The following is a 24104-nucleotide window of genomic DNA, read 5'->3' on the forward strand; positions in this document are numbered from 1 at the left end:
TTCAACTCCTGGAATCAGTGGCGGGACGGCGTCCACGACTCTTCCCCGATCTGCTCTTCGCGCCAGGAGGCATGCAAGGGTTGGGCTCGGTCACGACCTCGGTGTGCTGGGGCTGCATGGATGTCCGCGCACATGTGGTGTAGATCGCTTCTCCCGCGTGGTCGAAATGTGTTGCCACGTTGGCGAAGAACTTGTTCTCGTCGAGTAGGGCGAGCACTGACGTGTAGCGGTCGGGACGGTGCTCGACGACGAGGCGGCCGCCCGCGTGCAGGAGCCGTGCCGCCGCCACAATGGTTTGCCGGGCGACTTTCAGCCCATCGGTACCACCGACCAAGGCCCGTCGGTGGTACTCGCCGCACGGTGAGGGAAGGTCTTCGTCCTCGGGAATGCACGGTGGACGGGCGAGGACCAGATCGGCTGTACCGTCGAGGCCGGACAGCAGATTGGGCGCGGTGACGGCGGTTTCATGAAGCACGATCGGGCTCCCGCCGAGGCGGATCTGACGTTCGATGTTGCGTCGCGCCACGTTCAAGGCTGTCGGATCCACGTCCACGGCGTGGACACCGGCATCGGCTCGGGCATGCGCGATTGCCAAGGCGATCGCTCCCGAACCGGTGCACAGGTCCACGACCACTGGAGTCGTGACATGTGAAATATCGGCGAGGGCCTCGGCAAGTACGAGTTCGGCGTTGGCACTGGGCGCTGGCACACCAGGACAGACCCATACCTCTACACCGCCCAATTCGCCCCATGAGAGTCGACGCCCAGCTCGATCGATGGTGGCACTCGAGGTCTGCGGACCAACGCCGTGGGCGAGGGCAGGCGATCTGCCGGCGCTGATCGTGAGGGCCCTGCGCATGGCGGCCGCCTTGACCAGGGTCTCAGTGAACTCCTCGTCGGGGTCGGACAATGCGACGATGGCGCCCCCGATCCCGAAGCTCACTGTCCCGTGCCTGGACACCATGGTTCGGATGACGATGCTGAGGTCGGCGGTGCCGTTGATCGACAGCCAGCCGAGGGCGCCCGAGTACACGCCTCGCGGCCCCTCCTCCAACCGATCGATGATTTCCATGGTGCGTATCTTCGGTGCTCCGGTCATCGAGCCGCCCGGGAAGCAGGCACGCACACACCCGACCGCAGTCGCGTCACTGCGCAGCGTCCCCCGCACGGTCGATACGAGCTGATGGACCGGTGCGTAGGTTTCGACGTCGAACAATCGCGGTACGTGCACCGAACCGGGCCTGCAGACCCGTGAGAGATCGTTGCGCACGAGGTCGACGATCATGAGATTCTCGGCCCGGTCCTTTTCGCTCGTCAGCAGGTCCTGCCGAAGCGCATCGTCCGCCGCAGCGGTTTCACCCCGCGGCCGGGTACCCTTGATCGGTTTGGACTCCACGACCCGGTCGGCGCCCACGCGCAGAAACCTCTCGGGGGAGGCGCTGAGAATGTCCGCCGCCTCGAACCTCAGGAGTGCTGCATAGGGCACCGGAGTGATGGATCGGAGATAGGCGAAGGTTTCGACGGGGTCAATCTCGACATCGATCTGGGCGTGGTTCGTCAAGCACACTTCATACGTTTCACCAACCCGAATGTTGTCCAAACAGGTACGGATCTTGCTGAGGTAGGTTTCCCGGTTGTGGCGCAGCGTCATGCGCGGGTCCGCCGCCGACCTGATGAGCGGCCGCACGGGAAGCGCATCGTCGGTCGTGACGGGCATCCGGTTGATCACCCTCGCCGTATTGCGCATCCAGTCACGATTGTCGGGGTCGTGTGCCTGCTCGCTGAGCGCCAATAGGTAGCAACTGCCCTCGACGTGGTCGATCACGACTGCGCGGTCGGCGAACACCAGGGCCGCGTCCGGTGTGTCCGCACAGTGTTGCGCATTGCCGTCGGCTTCGGCCTTCAACTCGTAACCCAGGTAGCCCACATAGCCCAGATTGAACGGGAACGGCAGGTCCGGGGATCGCGGCACAGCGCGGACCCGCAACTGTTCGTCGAGGTAGTCGAAGAAGCGCACGCGACGTTTCTCGACCGGAATGCCCGAACGGTGCACCAGCACCGTACGGTCCGCAACGTCATACGTAACGTACTCGGCGCGTGGACCAGATGCGTCGCCCATGATGGTGAAGCGCGCCTCCGACTCCGCCGTGGAGCTGCCATCGAGCCAAAAACTGTTGGGTCCGTGCGCGAAAAGGCGCTCATACAACGCCTGTGAGTCGACTCGCCGATCGATCCGCCGGGTCTCCACCACGTACGGCGATAAGGTCCGCGGCCGACGTCGGGGCTTCGGGGCGGAACCCTTCCGGCGGGTCGGGGTGAGGTCACGGAAATTGGCCAGGAGTTCATGCCCGTGATCGGTGCAGACCGATTCCGGATGAAATTGCAACCCCCACAGCGGGCGCAGACGGTGCCTTACCCCCATGAGGACCCCGTCGGATGTCCACGCCGTCGCCTGCAGCTCATCCGGGAGATCCTCGACGGCGAGAGAGTGATAGCGGACGACCGACAGGGGCGAGGGGAGGCCCGTGAACAATTCTCTGCCGTCGTGAAATACCTCTGAGTTGCGACCGTGCCTCGGCTCTGGTGCCAAGACGACATGCGCACCGAACAGTTGGCACAAACCCTGATGGCCGAGACATACCCCTAGTGTCGGAAGCCCACCCTGCAGAATTGCCCGCGAGCTGATGCCGAAGTCACGTTCGCTCGCTGGACGACCGGGCCCCGGAGAGATGACGATATTGTCGAACTCGGCCAGTTCCAGCGCACACCAGTCCACGTCGTTGCGTACCACCGTCGGTGGGCACCCGTTGACGTCGCTGAGAAAGCTGTAGAGGTTGTATGTGAAGGAGTCGTAGTTGTCGATCAACAACGTCTTTGTGAACATCGTTTTGCCCGGTTCTCGGCCCGTGAGGGATCACTGCATTGTCTCTTGCCGGTGCAACGACTTAGTGAGGTCCCTCGATTAGTGCAGGAGCTTTCGGCTGAGTGCGCACCGCCGAGCGCCCTCCTCCAGCACGGGAAAGCTCGTGTGATTCAACCGACTGGAGGCGAAACGGCCGACGTTGTGGGGATGAGGCGCCAAGCCGTGAAGTCCGGCCGCACCGGCGATGGTGCGGATGAGTGCCACCGAGATCTCGCGACGCGTTGCCGCGGACGGGAGGCGCCTTCGACCCTGAAGAAACTGACTAGATGCGCCTGAGTGCCGGTGATGCCCGCTCATGCATTTTCAGTGACGAGCCGAAAAGGGAGAATCGGGGTACTCGTAGCGTCGGTCCCGTGGGTCTGGTCGACATGATCTGATCCTTTGGAGGGCTAATTAACACGTCTATCAACGCAACTCGCCCAGACCCCGACACGCCGCGCGATGCGCGCACCCCACCTTAAGTCACAAAAGTCTGTGGATACAAGGTCGCCCGTCCGGTAGTGCTCCGAGCGAATGGTCGGTCTATAAGTCGTTCGATCGGCGATGGCTGGCCGGGTCATCAAGTCACGCGGTCCCCATTCGGACCGTCCCTCGGTCCCGCTCGATGTATGCGATGCCGATTGGGTCGATGGGCCGGTCAGGGATCTCACGAAGAGTGTTTACGATCTTCCGACATCGACTGCGATCCCCAGCATCAACCTCTCATGCTCCGTGTTGTCGTCCCAATCCCGTAAGCCGAACCACCAGCGGGACGTCCGGACGACGGCGAGCAAGCGGAAAGAGTGGTTCCGCAAGCGAATCGGCTACTGAACAACACCGACCAGGCACGGACGACTACCGCGCCACAGGAGCTGTTCGATGCCTCGGTCTGTGGTCGAGACTTCGCTCGGGAATCGGTGGAGTTCCTCGATCCCGACGACTCCGAGCACCTCATCGCCGCGGACATGACGTGGCCGCTTTCGCACTGGACCTGCGTGTTCGGCACCTCGGCCTGCCAGGGCATCATCGCGGGCCGACCCGACGACGGCTGCTGCTCGCACGGCGCATTCTTCTCCGGCGAGGAGGATGTCGAGCGGTTGCACGAGGTCCCACATCGGTGGCGTGCGGAGTAAGTGGCCGTAGCTCGCAAGGACCGAGTCAGTTACGGGCGGGCTGATCGCCATGTTCTTCGCTGGGCTCCGGTACGAGCTGATTCAGCGGGACGGACAACACGAAGGTTGGCGGTGTGAATCCGCTCGGAAATAGTTCCATGACCGGCGCCACCCACCGTGTATCGACGTGGAACAGCCCGAGGAGGCCGACCTGCTCGGCGTCCTCGGGCTGCTCATCGGTGCCGGGCTCGGGCACCGATGCGGGTCGGCGGGTTACGGCGTGGGCGGTACGACCGGCAGGATGATGTGGGAGGGTCGTGCCGCGTCGTGGAAGATGGTTTGCTGGGCGGTGCGGATGGTGACCGCGGTGGTGGCGGGTTCTGCGGTGTTGAGGTTGCGGTCCCAGCGGGGGAAGTTGCTGGAGGTGACCTGGACCCGGATGCGGTGTCCGGCGAGGAAGACGTTGCTGGTCGACCACAGGTCGATTTCGTATTGGCCGGGTTCGCCGGGGACGGCCTGGATGCGCTGGATACCGTCGCAGAGGTTGCGTGAGACGCCGTCGGTGTCGACGTCGCACAACCGCACGACCCAGTCGGTGGAGGGTGCGTCGGTGGCGGCGTGCAGGCGCATGCGGACCTGGCCGGTGACTTCGAGGTTATCGGCGAGGGGTTCGCTGGTGTAGACGAGTACATCGGGGCGCTGTTCGGTGGCGGCCTGGTCGAACTGGCCGGCCGGGTATTCGGAAGCCATGACCAGGTTGCCGCCGCGGGTGCGTACCGGGTCCGCGGGATCGTAGAGGTAGCGGTCCGGAGTCTGCTCGGTGATGGGCGGGGCCGGGGTCAGGGTGGCGTCGGCGCCGAGGTACCAGGGCGTGTCGACAGCGCGTGCGGGGGGCCATTCGGCCTCGGAACGCCACTGGTTGATTCCCATGACGAAGATCTTCACCGGCGGCTCGGCATCGATACCGTTGTCCACGCCCTTGAGCCAATGGTCGAACCAGTCCAGTTGCAGCTCGTCGTAGGCGATGCCCGGATATGTCGACGCCATCCCGAAGTTCACCTCACCGACGACGCCGCCGGCCATTCCGGCACGGGCTGTGTGGGTCCACGGGCCGACGATCAGGCGGCTGGGTTTCCCCAGAGCAGTCATGGCGATGTGGTTGTCGAGGGTGCCCTGCAGGAAGATGTCGAACCAGCCACCGGTGCTGAGTGCGGCGGCCTCCACGCTGCTGTGTTTGCCTGCGATCGTGGCCCCGTCGGCGGCGGCGGGATCGGCCAGCGCGCGGCGCACGCCGATGTCGGGGACACCGTGGCGAGCGACGGCGGGCAGTTCCGCAGCCGGCAGTCCCCAGTAACCGTCGGGGACGAGCCCGTCGAAGTCTGCGATGGCAGCGCCAAGGGCGGTGAAAGCTTGTGCCGGGTCCTGTGCCCGCGCCACGATTTCGCCGGCACCGGTGGTCAGTGACCACCACCCGTTGAGACCCAGCTCGATCGCGCCACCGCGGAAGTGCAGGCCGTTGCTCGGATCGCTCCAGGTGACTCCGGGACTGATCGCCCGCAGCTCCGGAGGCTTGGCAAGCGCCGCTGCCCACTGGGTATTGCCGGTGTAGCTGCCGCCGAACATGCCGACCACGCCGCTGCTTCCCGGCAAACTCGCCGCCCAGCGCACGGTGTCGTAGCCGTCTTCGACCTCGTAGGTGAACGGGAGCCAGTCGCCCTCGGAACGGAACCGCCCGCGGGTGTCCTGGTGGATCAGGATGTAACCGCGGGACACCGCGGTGAACGGGTCGAGGAACATCTGCAGCATGGCGCGCCGATCGTAGGGCGTGCGTTGGACGAGAACGGGCCACGGGCCGTCCCCGACCGGCCGATAGACATCGGCGCGAAGGACGGCGCCGTCGCGCATCGTGGCCTCGACATCGAATTCGATTTCCATACTGGACAACGTTGTCTCGCTTTCTCTTTCAGTTTTCGCGCGGGCGACCAGGGAATGCCGCTTTCGTGCGGGCATGGGTCGGATCGAAGAGTGATCGGGTCTTCGCGAGTGCGCCGGGCGCATTACCGACCCGGAGGTCCTGTGCAGCGCTCGGGCACCGTGTTCAGCGGATGGAGGAGCCGATGCCGAGCCCGCCGTCGACGTCGAGGACGATGCCGCTGACGTAGCCGGCAGCGGGGGAGCAGAGGTAGGCGGCGGCCTCGGCGATGTCGTGGGGTGTACCGGTGCGGCGCTGGGGGACCTTGGAGACGAGTTTGTCGCGGGCGGGTCCGTTCATCGAGGCGAGCATCGGGGTTTCGATGAGTCCGGGAGCGATGGCATTGGCGGTGATGCCGTCGCGGGCGGTTTCCAGGGCGATTGTGCGGGTGAGCCCAACGATGCCGGCCTTGGCTGCGACGTAATTGGCTTGACCGAAGTTCCCGCGCCAGCTCATGGAGCTGAACGACACGATTCGGCCGTAGGCGCGGGCGCGCATGTGCGGTAGGACGGCTTGGGTGCACAGGAACGATCCGGTCAGGGACACCTCGAGCACAGCGTGCCAGTCGTCGATGCTCATCTTTTCGATGCGGTTGTCGCGGATGATGCCGGCGTTGTTGACCAGGACATCGATGCGGCCGTGGGTGTCGGCGATCGTGTCGATCCAGTCCTGGACCTGGGGGGCGGAGGCGACGTCGACGGGGTGGCTGGTGGCCGGGTGTCCGTAGCGGTCGGTCAGCTCGGCGGCAAGTGCTTGTCCTGCGGCTTCGTTGATTTCGGCGATGGCGACGGTGGCGCCTTCGGCGGCGAAGCGGTGGGCCATGGCGGCGCCGAGGCCTTGGCCGGCGCCGGTGACGAGGACGATCTGGTCGGTGTAGCGGTTCATCGTGTTCCTGTTTCGAGAGGGTGGGAGTTCGGGGTGGTTGTCCTGCCGTGCAGGAAAGTGTTGAGCGAGGCGGGGACGTCCTGCGTTAGCCAATGGGCGTCGAAAGCGTCGAGTTCGTGTGCCAGGCCGTGTGGTTCGTCCATGGTCGTCAATTCGGCGAGGAGCTGCTTGTAGGCGGATTGGGCGGGGCCGGCGTGCTCGGTGAGCTGCGCGGCGGCGGCCAGGGCCGTTGTGCGGAGGTTGTCGGGTTCGACAATCGCGTGCAACCATCCGGTGCGATGCAGGTCGGTCGCCGGGACCAGGGCGCCGGTCAGGGCGAGCCACCGGGCCATCGAGTCACCGACCTTGCGGGGCAGCCGCACGCTGGCGCCGCCGGCGGGAAGCAGGTTGTTGCGGATGTGTCCGTCGCCGATGAGCGCGGTGGGGGTGGCGATGACGGCGTCGCAGGCGAGTGCGAGTTCCAGTCCGCCGGCGACGGCGTGCCCGTGGATCGCCGCGACGACGGGCAACGGGCTCGTTTCCAGGCGGGCGGCGAGGGCGGAGACGTCCCGGAGGAATCCGAGGGGAGTCTGGCCGGCGGTGTGCAGGTGCAGGAAATATTGCAGATCGGCTCCGGCACAGAAGCTTCTGCCGGCGCCGGTGAGAACGAGGGCATGGGTGCTCTGATCGTGCTCGGCGTCGGACAGGGCGGTGTCGAGCGCGGCGACCAGGGTGTTGTCGAGGGCGTTGCGCCGGTCCGGTCGGTTGAGGGTGAGGATCCGGGTGGCGCCGATCTGGGTCACGGTCAGTGGTGCGGATATGTCGGTCATGAGTGGGCTTCCTGGCGGGACAGTTCGGCCCGGCGCTGCTGGCGGAGCTGGGCCCGCTGGATCTTTCCGCTGGCGGTCTTGGGGAGCGTGTCGACGAAATGTATCCGGCGGGGATAGGCATGGGCGGCGTACTTGTTCTTCACCCACTGCTGCAACTCGCCGGCCAGCTCCTCGTTGGCTGCAGCGGAATCGCCTTCTCGGATGACGACGAAGGCCTCGATCACTTCGCCGCGCACCTGGTCGGGTGCGGCGACCACGGCGCACTCGCGCACCTGCGGGTGCTGCACGAGCACCGATTCGACGTCGAAGGGGCCGATGCGATACCCGGCCATGATGATCACGTCGTCGTCGCGAGAGGAGAAGCGCAGCAGACCCGTGCTGTCGATGCCGGCGGTGTCACCGGTGAGGAAGTAGGCCTTGTCGGCGCTGAATCGGCCCGCATCGCCGCGTCCGCCTGCGTACTCGGCGAACGTCATCAACGGGCTGCCGGCGGCGACCACCGCCAGGCGCCCGACCGTGCCGATGGGTGCGGGCTCGTCGTGGTCGTCGGCGAGGACGGTGAGCTCCCACCCGGGCAGCGCTACGCCCATGGATCCGGAGATCACCGGTACTGCGAGGTCGGGGTGGTGCGGGAACCCGGCGGCCATCCCCAGTTCGGTCTGCCCGTAGTGATCGTGGACGAGCAGGCCGAGTTCCGCCTCGGCCCATCCGTTGACCTCGGGGGTCAGCGGCTCCCCGGCGCTCGAGAGGTGACGCAACGCCAGATTGGTTGGCTGAGTGTGCGTTTCGGCACGCATGCCCCGGTACACGGTCGGTGCCGCCGTGTAGTCCGTTACGCCCAGGCGGGAGAGTATCGACCACGTGGAGGCGGCGGAGAATCCACCGCGTGCCAGGATGGTCGGAACACCGGCGGCCAGAGGCGCGACGATCGCGGTGTACAGCCCGTAGGCCCAGCCCGGATCCGCGGCACACCAGAACACGCTGTCGTCGGCGACGCCCAGTGCGAACTCGAGGTAGCTGTGCCAGCCCGCGATGTAGCCGACCGGATGGATCACGCCCTTCGGTGTTCCGGTGGTCCCCGAGGTGAACATGTGCACCAACGGGCCGCTGCCCCCGACCGCGATGGGCGGGAGCGTATTGGTGCACACCGATTCCAGAGCCGCGGTCAGGGTGTCCTCGTCGGGGCCGCCGACCACCAGGACATCCCATGCGGCAGTGGCGACCTTGGGCCGGTGCACGGCATCGACCACGACCAGTCTGGTCTCCGAGTTCGACAACCGGGAGGTCACCGCATCCTCGGCGAACGCGGTGAACAGAGGAACGTACACCGCCCCGACCCGCCAGATGCCGAGCAGGACAGTGACCAGGTCAGCGCTCTTGCCCATCAGCGTCGCGACTCGGTCGCCCGGCCCGATCCCGCGATCGGTGAGCACCTGGGCGAATCGCCGCGACGAGTCGGCGAGGTCGCCGTAGGTGTACCGGGTGGTGGACAGGTCTTCGTCGACGACGGTCAGGGCCACGGACAGCGGCGGATGCTGATCGCACAGCAGCCACGCCACATTCGCATCCTCACCGGAATACGAGGACAGGATCTCGCGCAATCGCGCGTCGAGTTCAGCGGACACAAAAACTCCTTGCGGGTACGTTATCTAACTAGAAAGTACCCAATAATGTACCCATCGTGTCGAGAGAAGGGAAGACCCATGGATTCGAGGGGGACCGTTTGTGAAACACTCGACCGCATGGCACGTGCAGGATCGGCGCCGAACCGCGCGACGATGAATACTCCGCGCCGTCGACGCGTCGACGCCGCCCGCCGGGACGAGTTGCTGGCACGGATCGAGGAGATCTTCCTGACGGAGGGGTTCACGTCGGTCACCGTCGACGACCTCACCCAGCGCCTACGGTGCTCGAAGGCCACCCTCTACAGTGTGGCGTCGACGAAGGAACAACTCGTCATCGCCGCCACCAAACACTTCTTCGGCGCCGCCGCGGACCAGATCGAAGCGGCCGTCGCCGCCGAATCCGACCCCCGTCAGCGGATCACGACGTATCTCGGCGGTGTCGCATCGGCGATGCGCCGCAACTCCCGCGCGTTCTACGACGACATGGTCTCGTACCAGCCAACCGCAGAGATCTACGGCCGCAATACCGCGCAGGCCGCGCAGCGGGTGCACGAGTTGATCGACGAGGGTGTCGACGGCGGTCACTTCCGGGCCACCGACGCCGCGTTCGCCGCCCAGCTGGTGGCGCTGGCGATCGACGCCGTCCAGTCCGGTGTGCTGCTCGAGCGCACCGGACTGTCCGCGGCCGATGCCTTCGGAGAACTCGGTGATCTTTTGCTGCACGGACTCCTGCGCACTGACGGTCGCCAGGCGTAGCCGATCAGCCACAGGCGCGGGCACCGGCCGAGTTCGGCCAGTGCCCGCGCCCAGTTCGTTCGTCCTGCCGCGACCGTCAGAGAGCGCAGACCTTGGTTTCGGCCAGGGCCCGGGTGTGCGGAAGGCTCAGCAGGGCCAGGACGGCGAGCATGAGCCCGATCGCGAAGCTGCCATATGCGGAGGCGAGCGGGGCGGCGATCAGCGGCGGGACCGCGCCGCCGAGGACACCGGCCAGGTTGTATCCGACACCGGCGCCGGTGTAGCGGTACCGAACATGGAACATCTCCGGCAGTAGTGCACCGCACGGCCCGATACCGACCAGGACGATGGAGAACAGGAAGGGGATCCGCCCAAGTCCAGGAACGCCTCATTCGTATCACCGAGCACTGCGCCGGTGATGAGGAAAGTGCTGCTCGACAATACGAACGCGATGGCCGGGCCGAGTTGCGGGAACATCGCGTACAGGCCACGCTTTCCGGGCGGGGCGTACTCGGCGGTCAGCAGGTTCGCGCCGGCCCATTCACCACAGACCGCGAACCCCTGACCGAACCGCAACAGCACCAGAATCAGTGGCGTCGCGATGGCTTCTTAGTCACCCCCGCCCGCGGTGTCACCGTGGGCAGGCTGCGGCGAACCCGGCGATGCCGCCGCCGACGCGGTGTCGGACTGGTCTTGTCCCGGGACTTTCGGACCGGCGCGTGCTCGGCGACCCGGATCGCGGGCAGCTGACCCCGCCGCCGGGTCACCTTGCCTTTGCCGAGCAGCGCGCGTTTGGCCAGGTTCACCCCGGCAATCCGGTCGCGGTTGCCGCCGACCCGACAACCTGAACACCACGCGGTGTGATAGCCGCCGGGGCGTGCGAGTGGTGCGTCGCAGCCCGGACACAATGCCGAGGAGCCGCGGGCGGGCACCGCGACCACCGCGATACCGACACTCGCGGCGGTATGCGCGAGCGCGGTGACCGCTTTATGGCGGGCGGACTGCGCGGCCCGGTTGTTGTTGACCTTTCCGTGCCCGCGGGTCTCGAGGGTGGTCAGATCTTCCACCGCGATCACCTGCGCGCCCGCCGCCTCGGCGTAGTCGGTGACCTGGCGGGCGAAGTGGAATCCCAGTTCCCGGTTGATCTTCCCCCTCTTGACGCCCACCGCAGTCCGGTGGTCATCAAGGACGGCGATCTTCTCCTCCAGCCGCGTGCGGACCTCGGGTGGGGCGGTCGCGGCCAGTCGCGTCAACCGGGCCGCCTTGCGGTGCAGCAGCTGTCCCTCGGCCTGCAGGCGGGCCAGTTTGGTCCCGAGGCCGCGGTCGTCATAGGTGACGCCCCGGTAATCCGAGGACAACCCGTCCGAGTCCTCGGTGGTGATGGCGGCGGCACCGAGCGTGGACGGGGACCAATCCACCCCCACCGCGACCGTGCCGCCCATCAGATCGGCGGCGGGGACAAGTTCGGTCGCGGCGCACCGCAACAACAGCCCCTTCCGGTCGAGGACCAGGGTCGGCAGATGCCAGCCGGTGATCGCCCGACCGTGCAGGTGCCCGGGGATCGTGGCGGTCAGCCGGACGGGCCGCCACTGCGCCCGCCCCGCCGGGGCCGGGCAGCTCGGCAGCTTCACCGTCAACACCAGTCCGTCACCGGTGACGGTGATCTGCGCGAGCTGCCGATCGGCGGCCGAGAGCCGGGCCATCGCCGCGACCTCAGGCGGTCCCTGGACGTCGGTGATCCGCATCCGGCCGGCCAGTGCCCCGCCCTCGCGGCGGGCGCGGGCGAGGAGCTGGCGCCGCACGCCCCGGGCGAAACCCAATGGCACCCAGTCGCCCGGTTCGGTCGGCGGCGCCAGAGTGCCGGTGGCCGGGTCGAACCGGGCCGACAGTGCCGCGATCGCGGTGTCCCGGTAGGCCAGCGTCCGCAGGGACGTCATCACCTGCGCCGTCACCACCCGGGTCACGCGTGAGGGGACGTACACCCCGTCCGGGTAGTGCGGGTTCCAGCCGAGGCGGGCCGCGGCGACGTGACCCTGTGCGGGCAGCCTGCGGTCCTGGTGGTCCCGTCCGGCCGCGAGGATCTCGAACGTGACCGGCTGCCACAGCCGTGCCGTCAACTCGGTGCCGGCCGTGGCGATCAGGTCGAGCAGCCACCCCACCCGGGTGTCGACGTCGTCGAGTCCGATCGGTTCGCCGGTCGCGTCGTCGACCGCCACGTGGGCGCGGGTGGTGAACGCGAACTGCCGCGGCGCAGTCGATCCCGGCCCGGTCATGCCGGCCGACCCGGCGCCGGGCACAACCCGAACAAGCCCAGGCCGATCGGTCTTCCGAGAAGAGCCGCCGCCACCCGGCAAGCTCATCGATCACCCCCTTCCCGACGGTCTGCTACCCCACCTCTCGCAGGGCCTCGACTGTAACGCCGACCTCCGACAAGAACCGCTCGATCCGCGCCACCGGCGAATCGGGGCAATCGATCCCGCCACCCCCCACCACCGGGTGTCGGCCCGAGCCGCAGGGTCGAGCGCCCGCCGACGCCCCGACCGCTGCTCCCCTCGAGACACGAACCGGGATTCTCGCAGATCCGATACATCGCACCAATAGTGCTCTTCCGCAACATCTTGCTGATCGGCTGGCGACGACTCGCATCCTGCCGACCGCGCAGCACCCGGCACCCAACAATACCTTCGACCTTTCGGGAGTTGCTCCCGCACAACCTGATACAGCCCTTCCTGGAGAGGCGTCCCGGGTCCGCGCGGCTACAGAGTCGGGGACTCGAACCCGAGCGCCGAGAAGGCAACCGGCCCTCCGTCGGCGCCCCTGCTCACCCCAACGACCGGCAGCCCACGATTTCCGCAGACCCGCGGTGACGGACAATGCCAGAAACTAGTAGCGAGTATTAGATACATTGGCAACAGATGAGAGCCCGATCAGCAGCGTGGAATCGCCCATCAACAGCAGCGTGGAGACGATGAGAGTGTCAGTCAACGGTCGCCTCCATCGGTGAGAGGCCTTTGCGAAGGACCGTCCGCTGCACCTTGCCACTCGGGGTCTTCGGGAGCGCTGTGACGAACTCGATGCGTCGTGGGTAGGCGTGGGTGGCGTACTCCTTCTTGACCCAGTCCTGTAGCTCCTTGAGCAGTTCCTCGCCTGCGACTGTTTCGGGGGTGACCACGACGAACGCCTGGATCACCTCGCCTCGCATCTCGTCCGGCGCAGCGACTACGGCGCACTCCTGGACGGCCGGGTGCGTGCCGAGGGCGCTTTCGACGTCGAAGGGGCCGATCCGGTAGCCGGCCATCAGGATCACGTCGTCGTCGCGCGAGGAAAAGTGGATGAGGCCGGTCTCATCGATGGTGACCAGGTCGCCGCTGAGGTAGTACTCTCCATCACTGCTGAACCGGTCACCCCGGTTCGAGCGGTCGGCGCCATATCCAGTGAAGGTGAAGAACGGGCTGCCGGGAATGCTGACGGCCAGCCGTCCGACCTCGCCCGTAGGGGCGGGGGCGTCCTCATGCAGGCTCAGCGCAGTCAGTGACCACCCTGGGAAGTTGCGGCCCATCGTTGCAGCTTCCACGGGGATCGCCGCTTCCGGATGGTGAGGGAATCCGGCGGGCATGCCGACCTCGGTCTGCCCGAAGTGGTCGTGGATCTGCAAACCCCATTCCTGCTCGGCCCATGCAAAGACGTCGGGCGTCAGGGGCTCTCCCGCGCTCGAGAGACGCTGCAAGCGGGGAAGTTTCGCTCGCGTACTGCTGACCCGCAGGCCTCGGAAGAGGGTTGGTGCTGCGGCGAGGTCGGTGACCTCGAGGTCTTCGAGCACCCGCCAGGTCGTGTCGGCGTCGAACTTGGCGGTACAGATGATGTTGGTCAGTCCTGCACACATCGGCGCGACCACTCCTGCATACAGGCCGTAGGCCCAGCCGGGGTCGGCGGCGTTGAAGTAGACGGCTGAACTGTCCACCCCGAGTCCGATCTCGAGGTAGGCCTGCCAGCTGGCGGCGTACGAGAGCGGATGGACAACAGTCTTCGGTTTGCCGGTCGTCCCCGAGGTGAACATGTGGGTGAGTTCGACGTCGGGTCCGGTCGGCGCCGCGCCGTCCCAGGGCTCGGCCGCGGCCAGCTCCCGGGCGAGGTTTCTGCCTCCGGTGGGCGCAGCGGCGTCCGGCCCGACCCCGGCGACGAGGCGGGTGCGGTCAGTCGGGACCTTGCCGAACTGATCGGTATCGGTGACAACGACCGAGACCTCGCCCCGGTCGAGTCTGTCGGCGACGGCCGACGCCGCGAACGCCGTGAAGAGCGGTGTGTACACCGCTCCGAGGCGCCAAATACCCAAGATGACCGCCGGCAGGTCGACATGTTTGCCCATGAGCGTCGCCACTCGGTCGCCGGGTCCTACGCCGTGACTACTCAGCACGGATGCGACCTTGCGCGACCTTGCTGCCAGGTCGCCGAAGGTGACGACTGTCTCGGCGAGGTCTGCATCCACGAAGCGGAACACCACCGAATCAGCCGGGTGGCGGTCGCACATGAGGTCCGGCGCCGAGGCGTCGGGAGAGGTGAACGCGCCGAGGATCTCAGCGACACGGACATCCGGGTGAGCAGACATGGCTCCTCCTCAAAAGATGGGATCGCCGCCGCCGATCCGCTCCTGCTCGGAGCGAAGCCACGGCGAGATGGTGCGGACCGCGAACGGCGTACGCGGTGGTGATGATCCCCGATGTGTCCGGTCGACCTCCCGAGCCCAATTTCGCGGCACGCGGCGGCCAGACTCGAGCCCTGCGTTATGAGCTCGAAAAACCGACGTCATGGGTCAGGGCCGGTGGAAATTCGACGAGACGACATACGAGACCCCAAAGATGCGCAGTACGTCAGATCATGTCGTTACCGCTGGCGGTGTAGGGAGGTATGCGCTGGTAGACGTCCCAGTGCTCGACCAGCTTGCCCTCGGCGATGCGGAAGATGTCCATGAACACGTGTCTCAGTGAGGCGGGATCGACGGGATCGGGCTCGTCGGACCAATGGAACCCGGTGGTCTCGGCCTGTACCCAGACGAGGTCGTCCTCGGCCGACATCTTGCGGACGGTCAGGGTGAATCCCTTGCACATGCTGACGTTGCGGCCGAACTCCAGAAAGCCCTCACGTCCGTTTACGAGCCGCGGGTTGTGTTGCGTGTAATTCTCGGCGTCGCAGTACGTGTCGAACGCGACTTCGGGTCCTTGGCTGACGACCGTGTCCATGAACGCCTGCACCAGCCTCTTGTTGTCCTCGATAGTACCCACAGCGCAGCCTTTCTCAGTTTGATGGACACACCAGCAGATTGCGGTGGTGTGTAGTGGGGCGACAGGCACGTGATTCGCGCCTCGCCTGGTGCAAGGTGGGGGAAGTAGTTTGACGGTCGACTTGTCATCGGTGACCCACCACAAGACCGGGGTGAGGTCCTGTGACACCCTCTTGCGGGGTTCACCTGTGAGCGCTGTAAGTGCCGCCAGCCCCTAAATGTGCTCGGGAGACGTGGTGCCTTGCTCGAGTCGACCAACTGAATCTTGCGGCCCCCCTAAGCCTGTAGTTGTACTCGCTCATATCGATTGAGAAAGCGGTCGCACCGCTTTCCGGAGCGGGCCCTCCAAACGGATCCCGGAGAAACCGCACAATCGCGGATGTCATTGTCGTTAAGGCTGTTCCACATGTCGTCCTACTTGGGGGGTATATGCGTTCACCAAACTGTGTATCTCGGCTTCGGAACAGGTGGACTCTGGGATGACCCGCCACAGTCGCTCGAGGAACCGGTGCCGCGTCATACCGAACTGCATAAGGATTTCCTCCTCGGAAGCGCCCCCGAACGGCGCCCACATGCTGGCGAACCCGATAAGGCGCTCCGCCTCGCTGTCAGGATGGGTGCGTTTGCGGTTGGCTTCGATCCAACCGGCGCGGCGCCGTTGGCGCCATGGGGGAGTGTTCACGGGATTTTCACCTCTGGCCGTACCGAGGAAGCCCTCGGCGGTATGGGGTGGGGAACGCCTGGATCCTCACCATGACTGTCACGTCGCGTATTGCACGCTGTACTGGCGGGCGGGCGCCCATCCGCACTATTCGACGGGCAGTTCCCGGTCGAGGGGCGAGATGCATTGCCTCGACCGGGAACGTGCCTCTAGTGCGGGATGTCGATCAGTGGGACCGTGATGTAGGAGAGTCGGTCGGGGCCGGAATGGATGATGTGGGAGCCGTGGTTGTCCGCGGCCGGGTTCATGGCGGACTGTCGACCGGCACGCAAGGGGCCGTCCTCGGTCGACTCGAGGTCCACGCCGGTACCCCGGACGTTCCAGCCGGCCACGGTCAAGCGCAGCTGCTGACCGGGTTCGAAGTGGTAGGCCCGAGGTGTGAGGCCGATGTCGATCGGGACGACCTCTCCCGGACTCAACTTCTTGGCCTCCCTGAATGCGTGCACGGGTAGGAAGTCCGTCGAGAGCGTCGGATCGAGTTCGCGCATCGACACCCGCAGGCGCCCGGGTGCGCCGGGCGGCGAGATGGGGTAGGTGTCAGCGTGCTCGCGATGCGGCGCCAGTAGGTTGCCTTCGGCGTCAAGCTTCTCCACGAGGAGGAACAGGTCCATGTCGTCGGCATCCTGGGCCTCGACCCAGAGCCGTACTGACATGTAGCCGACGAGCGTCATGGCGTCGGTGAGGGTGAAAGTGAACGTGGTTGATCCGTCAGCACCGGCATAGGTGGATGTCGACGGCTGCTCCGGTGGAGCCGTTGCAAGGAGCCCGCTGCCGGCGTCGAGATAGAGCTTCTCATAGCGGGTCTCCGGGACGGGCCACTCGGCGAACGGCACGTCGATGAGGTCTTCACCGCCGGCGTTGATGATGCATGCCCGGACCCGAGGGGTGTCCTGCCAGCCGTTGTCGGCGCCCTTCAGGTAGTGGTCGTAGAAGCGGAGGACGTCTTGCTGGTAGTAGTCGCTGTACTGGTCGTGCCACTCCTGGGTGTTGTTGATCCGCAGCCACTTCTCGTTCGACCCCAGTCGCCGGAACGCCTCCGGCCCGCCCATCGAGTGCAGCCCGGTGACCCCGTCGACGACGACATAGGCTGGAACCGTGACGTCGGACAGGTCGGGGGTCTTGTCTTCCCAGTAGTCGTTGAGCAGGCCCTCGCGCAGCGCCATGTCTCCGATCTTCTCGATCCCGCTGGTGTCTCCGGGGATCATGAAGGGAACGAAGTCGAAGAAACCCGGGTCGGGGATGCCACCCCAACGCATGTGGGTGCGGAAGGGGTCGTAGATTCCGTTCCATGGGGCGATGGCCGCGAGGTGCGGCGGCTTCGTGGCGGCGATGCCCCACTGCGTGAACGCGAGCCACGAGGCGCCGTACAGAGCGACCTTGGTGTTGCTCCATGGTTGCGCGGCCACCCATTCGATGACGTCGTAGCCATCGTGCGCATCCACCGAGCCCCAGTACTGGATGTCACCACCGGACTTGCCTGCTCCGCGGACGTCGGGGTTGACCAGCGCGTACCCCTTGTCCAGCCAGAATGCGCCGTCGGCCCCCTCGAATTTCGCCAGGCCCGAGAAGTTTTCCCTCGGCACACCCCAGGGCGGTTCGGTCGGCATCGACTTGCCGTACGCGCTCCAGCTGATGATGGCCGGTAGGTCGGTGTCCTGATCGGCTGGCCTGAGGACGTCGGTGTAGATCACCACACCGTCGCGCAGGGTGATCGGGATGTCTTGCTCCCACACCACATCACAGGGCAGTGGCTTCCCGCCCTCGATGAGGACCGAGCCGGCCTCCAGGTGCCTGGTCTCTCGACCGATCTTGTACCCCTCGGGCAAAGGTGTGGCAGGTCCGAACTCGACGTCCCACTCGGCTGGGTAAGCCGACGGTCTCGCGTCATTGCGGGTTGCGGTCATTTCTCCTGCTTCCTGAACTAGTTGGTGGCTTTATTGGACTGATGGTGATGGTTTTCACCGGCGCCGCAGCGAGCTCATGCGTGGCGGTGCGGGTGTTGCGGTTCAGCTGGGCACCTGGGAGATCCAGTCGATGACGGGCCGCACGGTCTCGTGCGCGTTGGCCTCGAATATGAGGCCGTGACCGTTTCCGACGATGCCGGACTCCTGCAGGTCGACCCAGGCCGCCCCCGCTCCTGCCGCGCTGAGGAAGGCCACCGTCGCAGGGGCCCAGTCCCGAAATGGTGAGGCACTGGCTGTGAAGACCGCGACGGGCTTGTCGGTGAAGGACGGAATCTGAAGGTCGGCCGGTGCGGCATCTCGGACTTCCTCGGCCCGCTGGAACTCGTGGGCGAAGGTGATTGGGGCAGTGGTCAATCCCCAGTCGAGTGCGCCGAAAGGGAACTGCGCGAAGGGAGGTCCCATCGGCTCGATCGCGGCAACCGCAACGACGTGGTCGGGTGCCTTGTCAGCGACGAGCCATCCGGCTGGCCCACCGGCAGAATGCGTCACCAGTACCGCCGGCCCGATGACGTCGAGCAGCGACACGATGCGAGCGGCATCGAGCTCCTGCGACGCCGCCAGATCGGCGGGCAGGGGACCGAGCCCGGCGAGCAACTGGTCCAGCTCCCGCCCTCCGATCTCTCGGCTGTAGGGCCACTGGGTATGCTCTGCTGCCCGGGCGGGCGGCGCGAAGAGCCCGATAGCCGCTTCGTACGGGAAAGCAGCACCCATCGGACCGATTGCCTCGGGGTTGTACGGCGACCGCCCCATTCCAGGTCGGTCCACTACGTAGGTGGCAAAGCCCGCCGCGACGAAGTGGGCTGCCCACCCCGGTTTGCCATCCAATGTGAACAGCCACTCTGAGCCCTGCCCACCACCGCCGTGCACGAGGACCACCGGATGCGGTTGAGTGACTAGCTCGGGAGCCTCCCAGGTCACGTACATGGGGCCGCGCTGGACTGTGCCGTGGTCCGTGGAGATGATGTCACCCGGGATCCAGAATTGACCGCGTCGCGATGTGATGACCGGGCTGTCTGCGAGATGAGGTGCGGTCGTCGTCCGAGACATCAGGCGCCGGACTCCTTCTCGGTCGTCTCGTCGTCGACCATGCCGAAACCCATCGGGCACCCGGCCGACGAGGTGGCAGGGGTTTCATCCGCCGCAGCACTGGCCCTGATGGACGAACGCATGATCGGGCCCAGTCGCTTGTTCTGCTCGCGCGCCTCGCGCAGCATCTTCTCGACCGCGGACTCCTTCGGCGAGGGCTTCAACTGCGTGCCGATGAGCACGGCACGCATGTAGTTCTTCGCGGCTGCTCGCCAGAAGGGACTCGGACGCTCGATGCCGTTGCATTCGAACTGTCCGTCGTGCCAGAACGTCGTGACGAGAGCGTCGGTGAGCGGGCGCGGGAGACGCTTGTTGCGCTGGGCGTACTTGTCCAGCACCGCCTGGTGACATGCCTTCGTGTTCGCGTCCGGCACCCATGGCTGGGACTCGTACTCATGGACGAAGGCGACGAAATCCTCGAACGTCTCGAGGTGAGGCATGACATCGCTCAGTGGTCCCCCATCGATGTACGTGAACGACTCCGCGAGCTTGCGCCCCCAGACCGCCCGGGCCTCTCGTTGCTTGGGATCCAGCTTCGGCAGACCCAGGTAGTCCTCGGCGAGGATCGACAGACCCGCCACCTCCCAGGCGATGACGTAGACCCACAGCGGCAGGTCGTCGAAGGCAGAGGGGTAGAGCTTCTGATACTTGGCGTGCAGCGCGTTGATGATGTCGACCGAGCGCTTCGTCTCCGGCGCGTCGGGACCGAACTCGTTCCACACCAAGAAGTGGTCCGTGGTGTCATCGAAGCGGTTGCCGGCCGTGGTGACCAATTTGCCGGTGCCTTCACGGTTGATCGCGACGGCACTGTGCCCGTTGGTGGCACGACACATGATCGTGGTGAACGCCCAGTCGAGGACGAAGTCGTTGACGTGGAACAGCGATCCCAACTTGACGATCTCGGTGTAGTCCCGCTGCGGGTCCAGCGTCTGGACACGACGCTTGATCCACCGCGGGCCCCTGCGGACCTCGACCGGCGGGTTGAGGGTGTTCGAGGCGGTTACGGTCATGATTTCTATCCTTCGACTGGCATTGATGAATGACGAGGGTGGTGACGTACGTCGTCGGGGCTGACCCGTGTTCTTGACTAGATCGGATAGTGGCGATCTGCGGTCTGGACGGTGATCCATCGCAACTCGGTAAATTCCTCGAGTGCGGCTTTCGACCCGAACCGGCCCCAACCGCTGGCACCGACGCCGCCAAAGGGCATGTGAGCCTCGTCGTGGACCGTTGGTCCATTGATGTGGCAGATACCGGAGCGGATCCGCTGGGCTACCTGCAACCCGGTGCTGGTGCTCTCGGTGAAGACCGCGGCGGAGAGCCCGTACTCGCTGTCGTTTGCACTGTCGATCGCTGCCTCGGTGCCGTCGACCTCGATGATCGACACGACGGGCCCGAAGGACTCCTCGGCGTAGATGCGCATCTCGCTCGTGACGCCCCGCAGCACCGTGGGCTGGACGTAGAGGCCGTCGTAGGTCCCGCCGCAGACAACCTGGGCGCCCTTGGCCTTGGCATCCTCGATCAGGCCGATGACGTGGTCTCGTGCGCCGGCATGGACCAATGGTCCGAGCTGCGATCCAGGATCGTCCGGGGCGCCGACGGTCAACCGCGAGGCGCGGGCAACCAGCTTGTCGGTGAACGCGTCGGCGACCGCGGTGTCCACGATCAGGCGCTCGGTGGACATGCAGATCTCACCCTGGTTCATGAAGGCGCCGAAGTTGGCCGCCGCGGCTGCCTTCTCGAGGTCCGCGTCGGCGAGAACCAGCATCGGCGCCTTCCCGCCGAGTTCGAGCACCACGCGCTTGAGGTGGCGGCCCGCGATCTCGCCGATGACTCGTCCGATCTTGGTGGAACCCGTGAAGTTCACCCTCGCCGTGGACGGGTGCGCGATCAATGCCTCGACCACATCCGGGGCATCTTCCGGGGCATTCGAAATCAAGTTGATCACCCCAGCCGGCACACCAGCATCGATGAAGGTTCGCACGATCATGGCTTGCGTCAGTGGCGCCTGCTCCGAGGCTTTGAGCACCACAGTGTTGCCAAACGCCAGCGGCATCACGACGGCCCGCACCCCGAGGATCAGGGGCGCATTCCACGGAGCGATTCCGATCACGACGCCGGCTGGCTGGCGGACACCCATGGCGAACAGTCCGGGGACATCGGAAGGGATCGTGTCCCCGACCATCGCGTAGGTCTGTGCTGCTGCCTCCTGCACCATCCCGGTCGCGACGTGAACATTGAACCCGGCCCACGGAGCCGTCGCGCCCATCTCCCGTCCCATCAACGGAACGAGCTCACTGGCCCGCTCCTCCAGCAAGGCAGCAGCACGCTGCAGGATCGCTCGCCGCTTGCCCGGAGACACCGCGGCCCATTCCGGCAGTGCCGCAGCCGCGGCTTCGACGGCACGCTCGGCATCGGCGACGGACGCTGCTGCCACGTCGGCGATCGGCGCCCCGGTGACGGCCTCGGTCGTCGTGAAATACCGGCCCCCTTCCGCGGGGGTCGCGGCGCCACCAATCAGAAGCTCTGAGGTGGTGATATCCGGTGTCCTCACAGACTCCGACGTGCTCGATGACATAACTTCCCCTTGTGCTCTGTCGCGGTGGTAGATGTGAGCGTGTCGCACGTCACTTCTGGGAGCAATACGCAATTCATTGAATGAACAAATGCGAGGATTCGGGAGGTCAGGACCCGTCGATGGCTGCGGCACGGGAGGATGATCTGGGCCTTTGCCATGTCCGGCACCTCGACGCAATCGCACCGAGATTTCCGATCGCAGTGGCTCAGGCTCATCTGATCGCAGGGCGATGGGTGCTTCCATCGAGAGCGGCAAGGTGGGTACGCGTTGGCCGATGTCGACGACACGATCATCGATGTTCGCGGTCATGCCAGGCACGGTGCCGGGTTCGGATACTCATCTCCAAAAAAGCCAGTGGCGCTTCGTAGTTGGGTTCGCGCGCATAGACGGCGAACATGTCGTCTCCCTCACGGAGGTCGTGTGCGTGGGTTGGGAACTGGTCGCCACGACCCGCGCGACGCACCTGGGCCGATCTAGAGCGTCCAGGACGGTCCGAAACGGTCTCGGGCCCGGCTGTCAACCCGTTCCGGTGTACTGCTCGAGCGGGGAGGCTGTCCGCTACTGGTGCGGGAAGCCGGCCTCACGAAACCGCGTGCCCCAGATACCAGACTTGCCGGGTGCGATGATCCCGTTGGGATCCAAGGTGTCTTTGATGGCTTCGTTGAATCGTCGCTGGGCATGGTCGTTGAATCCGAACTGGTCCGCTGCGAGGTCCATGAACGCCAGATGGGCGCGGTACTCGCCGTATCCCAACTTCCCAGCCGTGGCGACCATGTGCTTCGCGTGCGCGTACGCCCCCTCGACCTGCGTCTCGTCCTGGATGTTGAAGGGGATCATGTTCACCATCGCGGCGGATCGAGCATTGATCGGCAGCATTCCCATGACGTAGTCGAATCCTGCGTCGATACACATCGACGAGAACAACTCCTGAGCGGCTTTGACATGCTTTGCGGTCATCGGCACGACCGGCGAGAAATCGACGTGACCGCCTTGGTCCCCTCCCGACCATCCGGCCATCTTGTAGAGGTCCATGCTTGGAACTCCGATCTGGACCCGCTCGCCCGGGTTCGGCAACGTCTCCCAATCCTCGGGGCCGTGCTTCTCACCAGTGACCGTGGCGGTGGGGATGGACTCGAACCGCGTCTTGATCTTCGCAAAATTGTGGTCGACGACGGACTCGTCGCCGTACAAGGCGAAGCGCATCATCCATCGCCCGATACCCAGGTCCTCGGCGATTTTGTCGATGATCGAGTCGGGCATCGCGCCGGGTCCGTCGTACCAGTCCGCGCGCGCAGTCACCATGGACGCCACGCAGAGAGTGTTGACGATCTGCGGACGCATGTTGATGGTGCCGTCGAGCATCAATCCGCGTAACACGTCGACCACGGCCGGCATCTGCGAGTCGTCCCACAGCTGCAGCCACAGGGGCATGTAGATCTGAGGCTTCGGCATCAGCCAGTAGCCCATCTTGGTCACGATGCCGAAATTGGACTGCATGAACAGCTCGGTGGAAGTTGGGCCGAGACCGCGCTTGTAGAGCGGCCACGCCGGGTTGTTCTCCATGGCGCCCGAACCTGTGCGGAGCAGCTCACCGTTCGGGAGGACGACTTCGAAGCCACAGTGGGAAGCCTGGTCAAGGCTGTACGGCATGTAGGTCATGCCGTGGTCGAGGGTGTTGGATACAACTCCACCCCAGCCGATGTCGACGATGGAGGCGGCGAGACTGTGTCCGCCGGCCTTGATGGCGTCGTGCAAGTCGAACCAGCTCACGCCAGGCTCGACGACGGCGTAGCCGAGTTCCTCGTTGATTTCCAAGACCTTGTTCATGTTGCGGAAGGACAGCATCAGCGACCCACGGACCTGCGGTGCGGCGCCGCCGTATCCGTTGTTCTTCCCCCGACCTATTGGCCAGACAGGGATCCGGTGCTCGTTGGCGAGTCGGACGATGGCCTGCACGTCCTCGACGCTGCTCGGGCTGACGACGCCCGAGGGGAGATTCGTTTCCGACCCAGGGAATTGATAGGGATCGCGGAAATCTGCCAATGTCTCGAGGTCCGTGGCGACCTTAGCCTCCCCGATCGCGTGGGCAATTGCTGCGAGAGCTCGGTCGAGATCTCGCTGGGTGAGGCCCGGCGGGACGGGCCGGTCGGTTTCGGTTGACACGACAGTCATAGTTTCGTTCCTTCTCCGGGCGAATGACGGTTGGTGACGTTCGGGCAGCTCGGCGACTCTCCTGTGTCCGAGATCACTCCGATTGATCCTGGGGGGTAGTTCCAACATCGGAAAGCGAGACTTCATTCAATGACCAACAGAGGTCACTCTTCTTGCTGTCTGCTTTCAGAATGTCGACGCAGCGTGAAGGAGGCTTGTCAACGCCGGTGCTGGCGGTGTTGCTGGTCAGGACGGATACCCGCGTCGGCACCCTCGGCGTGGCCAT

Annotated in this window: 14 protein-coding genes and 2 pseudogenes; 2 read left to right on the plus strand and 14 right to left on the minus strand. The window is 65.6% G+C overall.

Annotation, left to right across the window (positions count from 1 at the left end; genetic code table 11):
• Nucleotide 1 precedes the first annotated feature (1 nt).
• Nucleotides 2-2884, minus strand: coding sequence for an aminodeoxychorismate synthase component I (gene pabB / locus H0B43_RS32870; protein ID WP_185724130.1), 2883 nt, complete (start codon nt 2882-2884; stop codon nt 2-4).
• A gap of 890 nt (nt 2885-3774) precedes the next feature.
• On the opposite strand from pabB, the pseudogene H0B43_RS32875 reads away from it, so the two are divergent.
• Nucleotides 3775-4005 (plus strand): annotated as a pseudogene (locus H0B43_RS32875) (hypothetical protein); the annotation flags it as partial.
• A gap of 282 nt (nt 4006-4287) precedes the next feature.
• On the opposite strand, the gene H0B43_RS32880 reads toward H0B43_RS32875, so the two are convergent.
• The 4 genes from H0B43_RS32880 to H0B43_RS32895 form a co-directional block, all read right to left on the minus strand.
• Nucleotides 4288-5949 (minus strand): CocE/NonD family hydrolase, encoded by a 1662-nt coding sequence (locus H0B43_RS32880; protein WP_185724129.1) that lies wholly within the window; start codon nt 5947-5949, stop codon nt 4288-4290.
• 163 nt (nt 5950-6112) lie between these two features.
• Nucleotides 6113-6871 carry an SDR family NAD(P)-dependent oxidoreductase gene (locus tag H0B43_RS32885; protein WP_185724128.1) on the minus strand — a complete coding sequence of 253 codons (759 nt, stop codon included), beginning with the start codon at nt 6869-6871 and terminating at the stop codon, nt 6113-6115.
• A complete protein-coding gene (locus tag H0B43_RS32890; protein WP_185724127.1) occupies nt 6868-7680 on the minus strand; it encodes an enoyl-CoA hydratase/isomerase family protein in 813 nt (270 codons plus the stop codon). The genes H0B43_RS32885 and H0B43_RS32890 overlap by 4 nt, the downstream gene beginning before the upstream one ends.
• Complete coding sequence (locus tag H0B43_RS32895) at nt 7677-9305, minus strand: AMP-binding protein (protein ID WP_312033632.1); 1629 nt, start codon at nt 9303-9305, stop codon at nt 7677-7679. Before H0B43_RS32895 ends, H0B43_RS32890 begins: the two co-directional genes overlap by 4 nt.
• 117 nt (nt 9306-9422) lie before the next feature.
• On the opposite strand from H0B43_RS32895, the gene H0B43_RS32900 reads away from it, so the two are divergent.
• Nucleotides 9423-10061, plus strand: coding sequence for a TetR/AcrR family transcriptional regulator (locus H0B43_RS32900; protein WP_185724126.1), 639 nt, complete (start codon nt 9423-9425; stop codon nt 10059-10061).
• Between the two features lie 76 nt (nt 10062-10137).
• Here the strand turns inward: H0B43_RS32900 and H0B43_RS32905 are convergent.
• The 9 genes and pseudogenes from H0B43_RS32905 to H0B43_RS32945 form a co-directional block, all read right to left on the minus strand.
• A pseudogene (locus H0B43_RS32905) lies at nt 10138-10643 on the minus strand (hypothetical protein); the annotation flags it as partial.
• Nucleotides 10628-12313, minus strand: a complete 1686-nt coding sequence (locus H0B43_RS32910) for a zinc ribbon domain-containing protein (RefSeq protein WP_252189669.1) — start codon at nt 12311-12313, stop codon at nt 10628-10630. The pseudogene H0B43_RS32905 and the gene H0B43_RS32910, both read right to left, overlap by 16 nt.
• Before the next feature lie 704 nt (nt 12314-13017).
• Entirely contained in the window at nt 13018-14646 is a 1629-nt protein-coding gene (locus tag H0B43_RS32915; protein ID WP_185724125.1) for an AMP-binding protein, read from the minus strand.
• Nucleotides 14647-14908: 262 nt separating this feature from the next.
• Nucleotides 14909-15319 carry a nuclear transport factor 2 family protein gene (locus H0B43_RS32920; protein WP_185724124.1) on the minus strand — a complete coding sequence of 137 codons (411 nt, stop codon included), beginning with the start codon at nt 15317-15319 and terminating at the stop codon, nt 14909-14911.
• A gap of 869 nt (nt 15320-16188) precedes the next feature.
• A complete protein-coding gene (locus H0B43_RS32925) occupies nt 16189-17943 on the minus strand; it encodes a CocE/NonD family hydrolase (protein WP_185724123.1) in 1755 nt (584 codons plus the stop codon).
• 102 nt (nt 17944-18045) lie between these two features.
• Entirely contained in the window at nt 18046-19050 is a 1005-nt protein-coding gene (locus H0B43_RS32930; RefSeq protein WP_185724122.1) for an alpha/beta fold hydrolase, read from the minus strand.
• The gene (locus H0B43_RS32935) at nt 19050-20099 is read right to left on the minus strand and encodes a hypothetical protein (RefSeq protein ID WP_185724121.1); all 1050 of its coding nucleotides are present in this window, start codon (nt 20097-20099) and stop codon (nt 19050-19052) included. Before H0B43_RS32935 ends, H0B43_RS32930 begins: the two co-directional genes overlap by 1 nt.
• A gap of 77 nt (nt 20100-20176) precedes the next feature.
• Nucleotides 20177-21976 carry an aldehyde dehydrogenase gene (locus H0B43_RS32940; protein WP_252189668.1) on the minus strand — a complete coding sequence of 600 codons (1800 nt, stop codon included), beginning with the start codon at nt 21974-21976 and terminating at the stop codon, nt 20177-20179.
• A 249-nt stretch (nt 21977-22225) separates the two neighbouring features.
• Nucleotides 22226-23839, minus strand: a complete 1614-nt coding sequence (locus H0B43_RS32945) for an FAD-binding oxidoreductase (RefSeq protein ID WP_185724120.1) — start codon at nt 23837-23839, stop codon at nt 22226-22228.
• Nucleotides 23840-24104: the final 265 nt, after the last annotated feature.

Origin of the sequence: Rhodococcus sp. 4CII (genome assembly GCF_014256275.1) — a bacterium.
Lineage (GTDB): Bacteria > Actinomycetota > Actinomycetes > Mycobacteriales > Mycobacteriaceae > Rhodococcus_F > Rhodococcus_F wratislaviensis_A.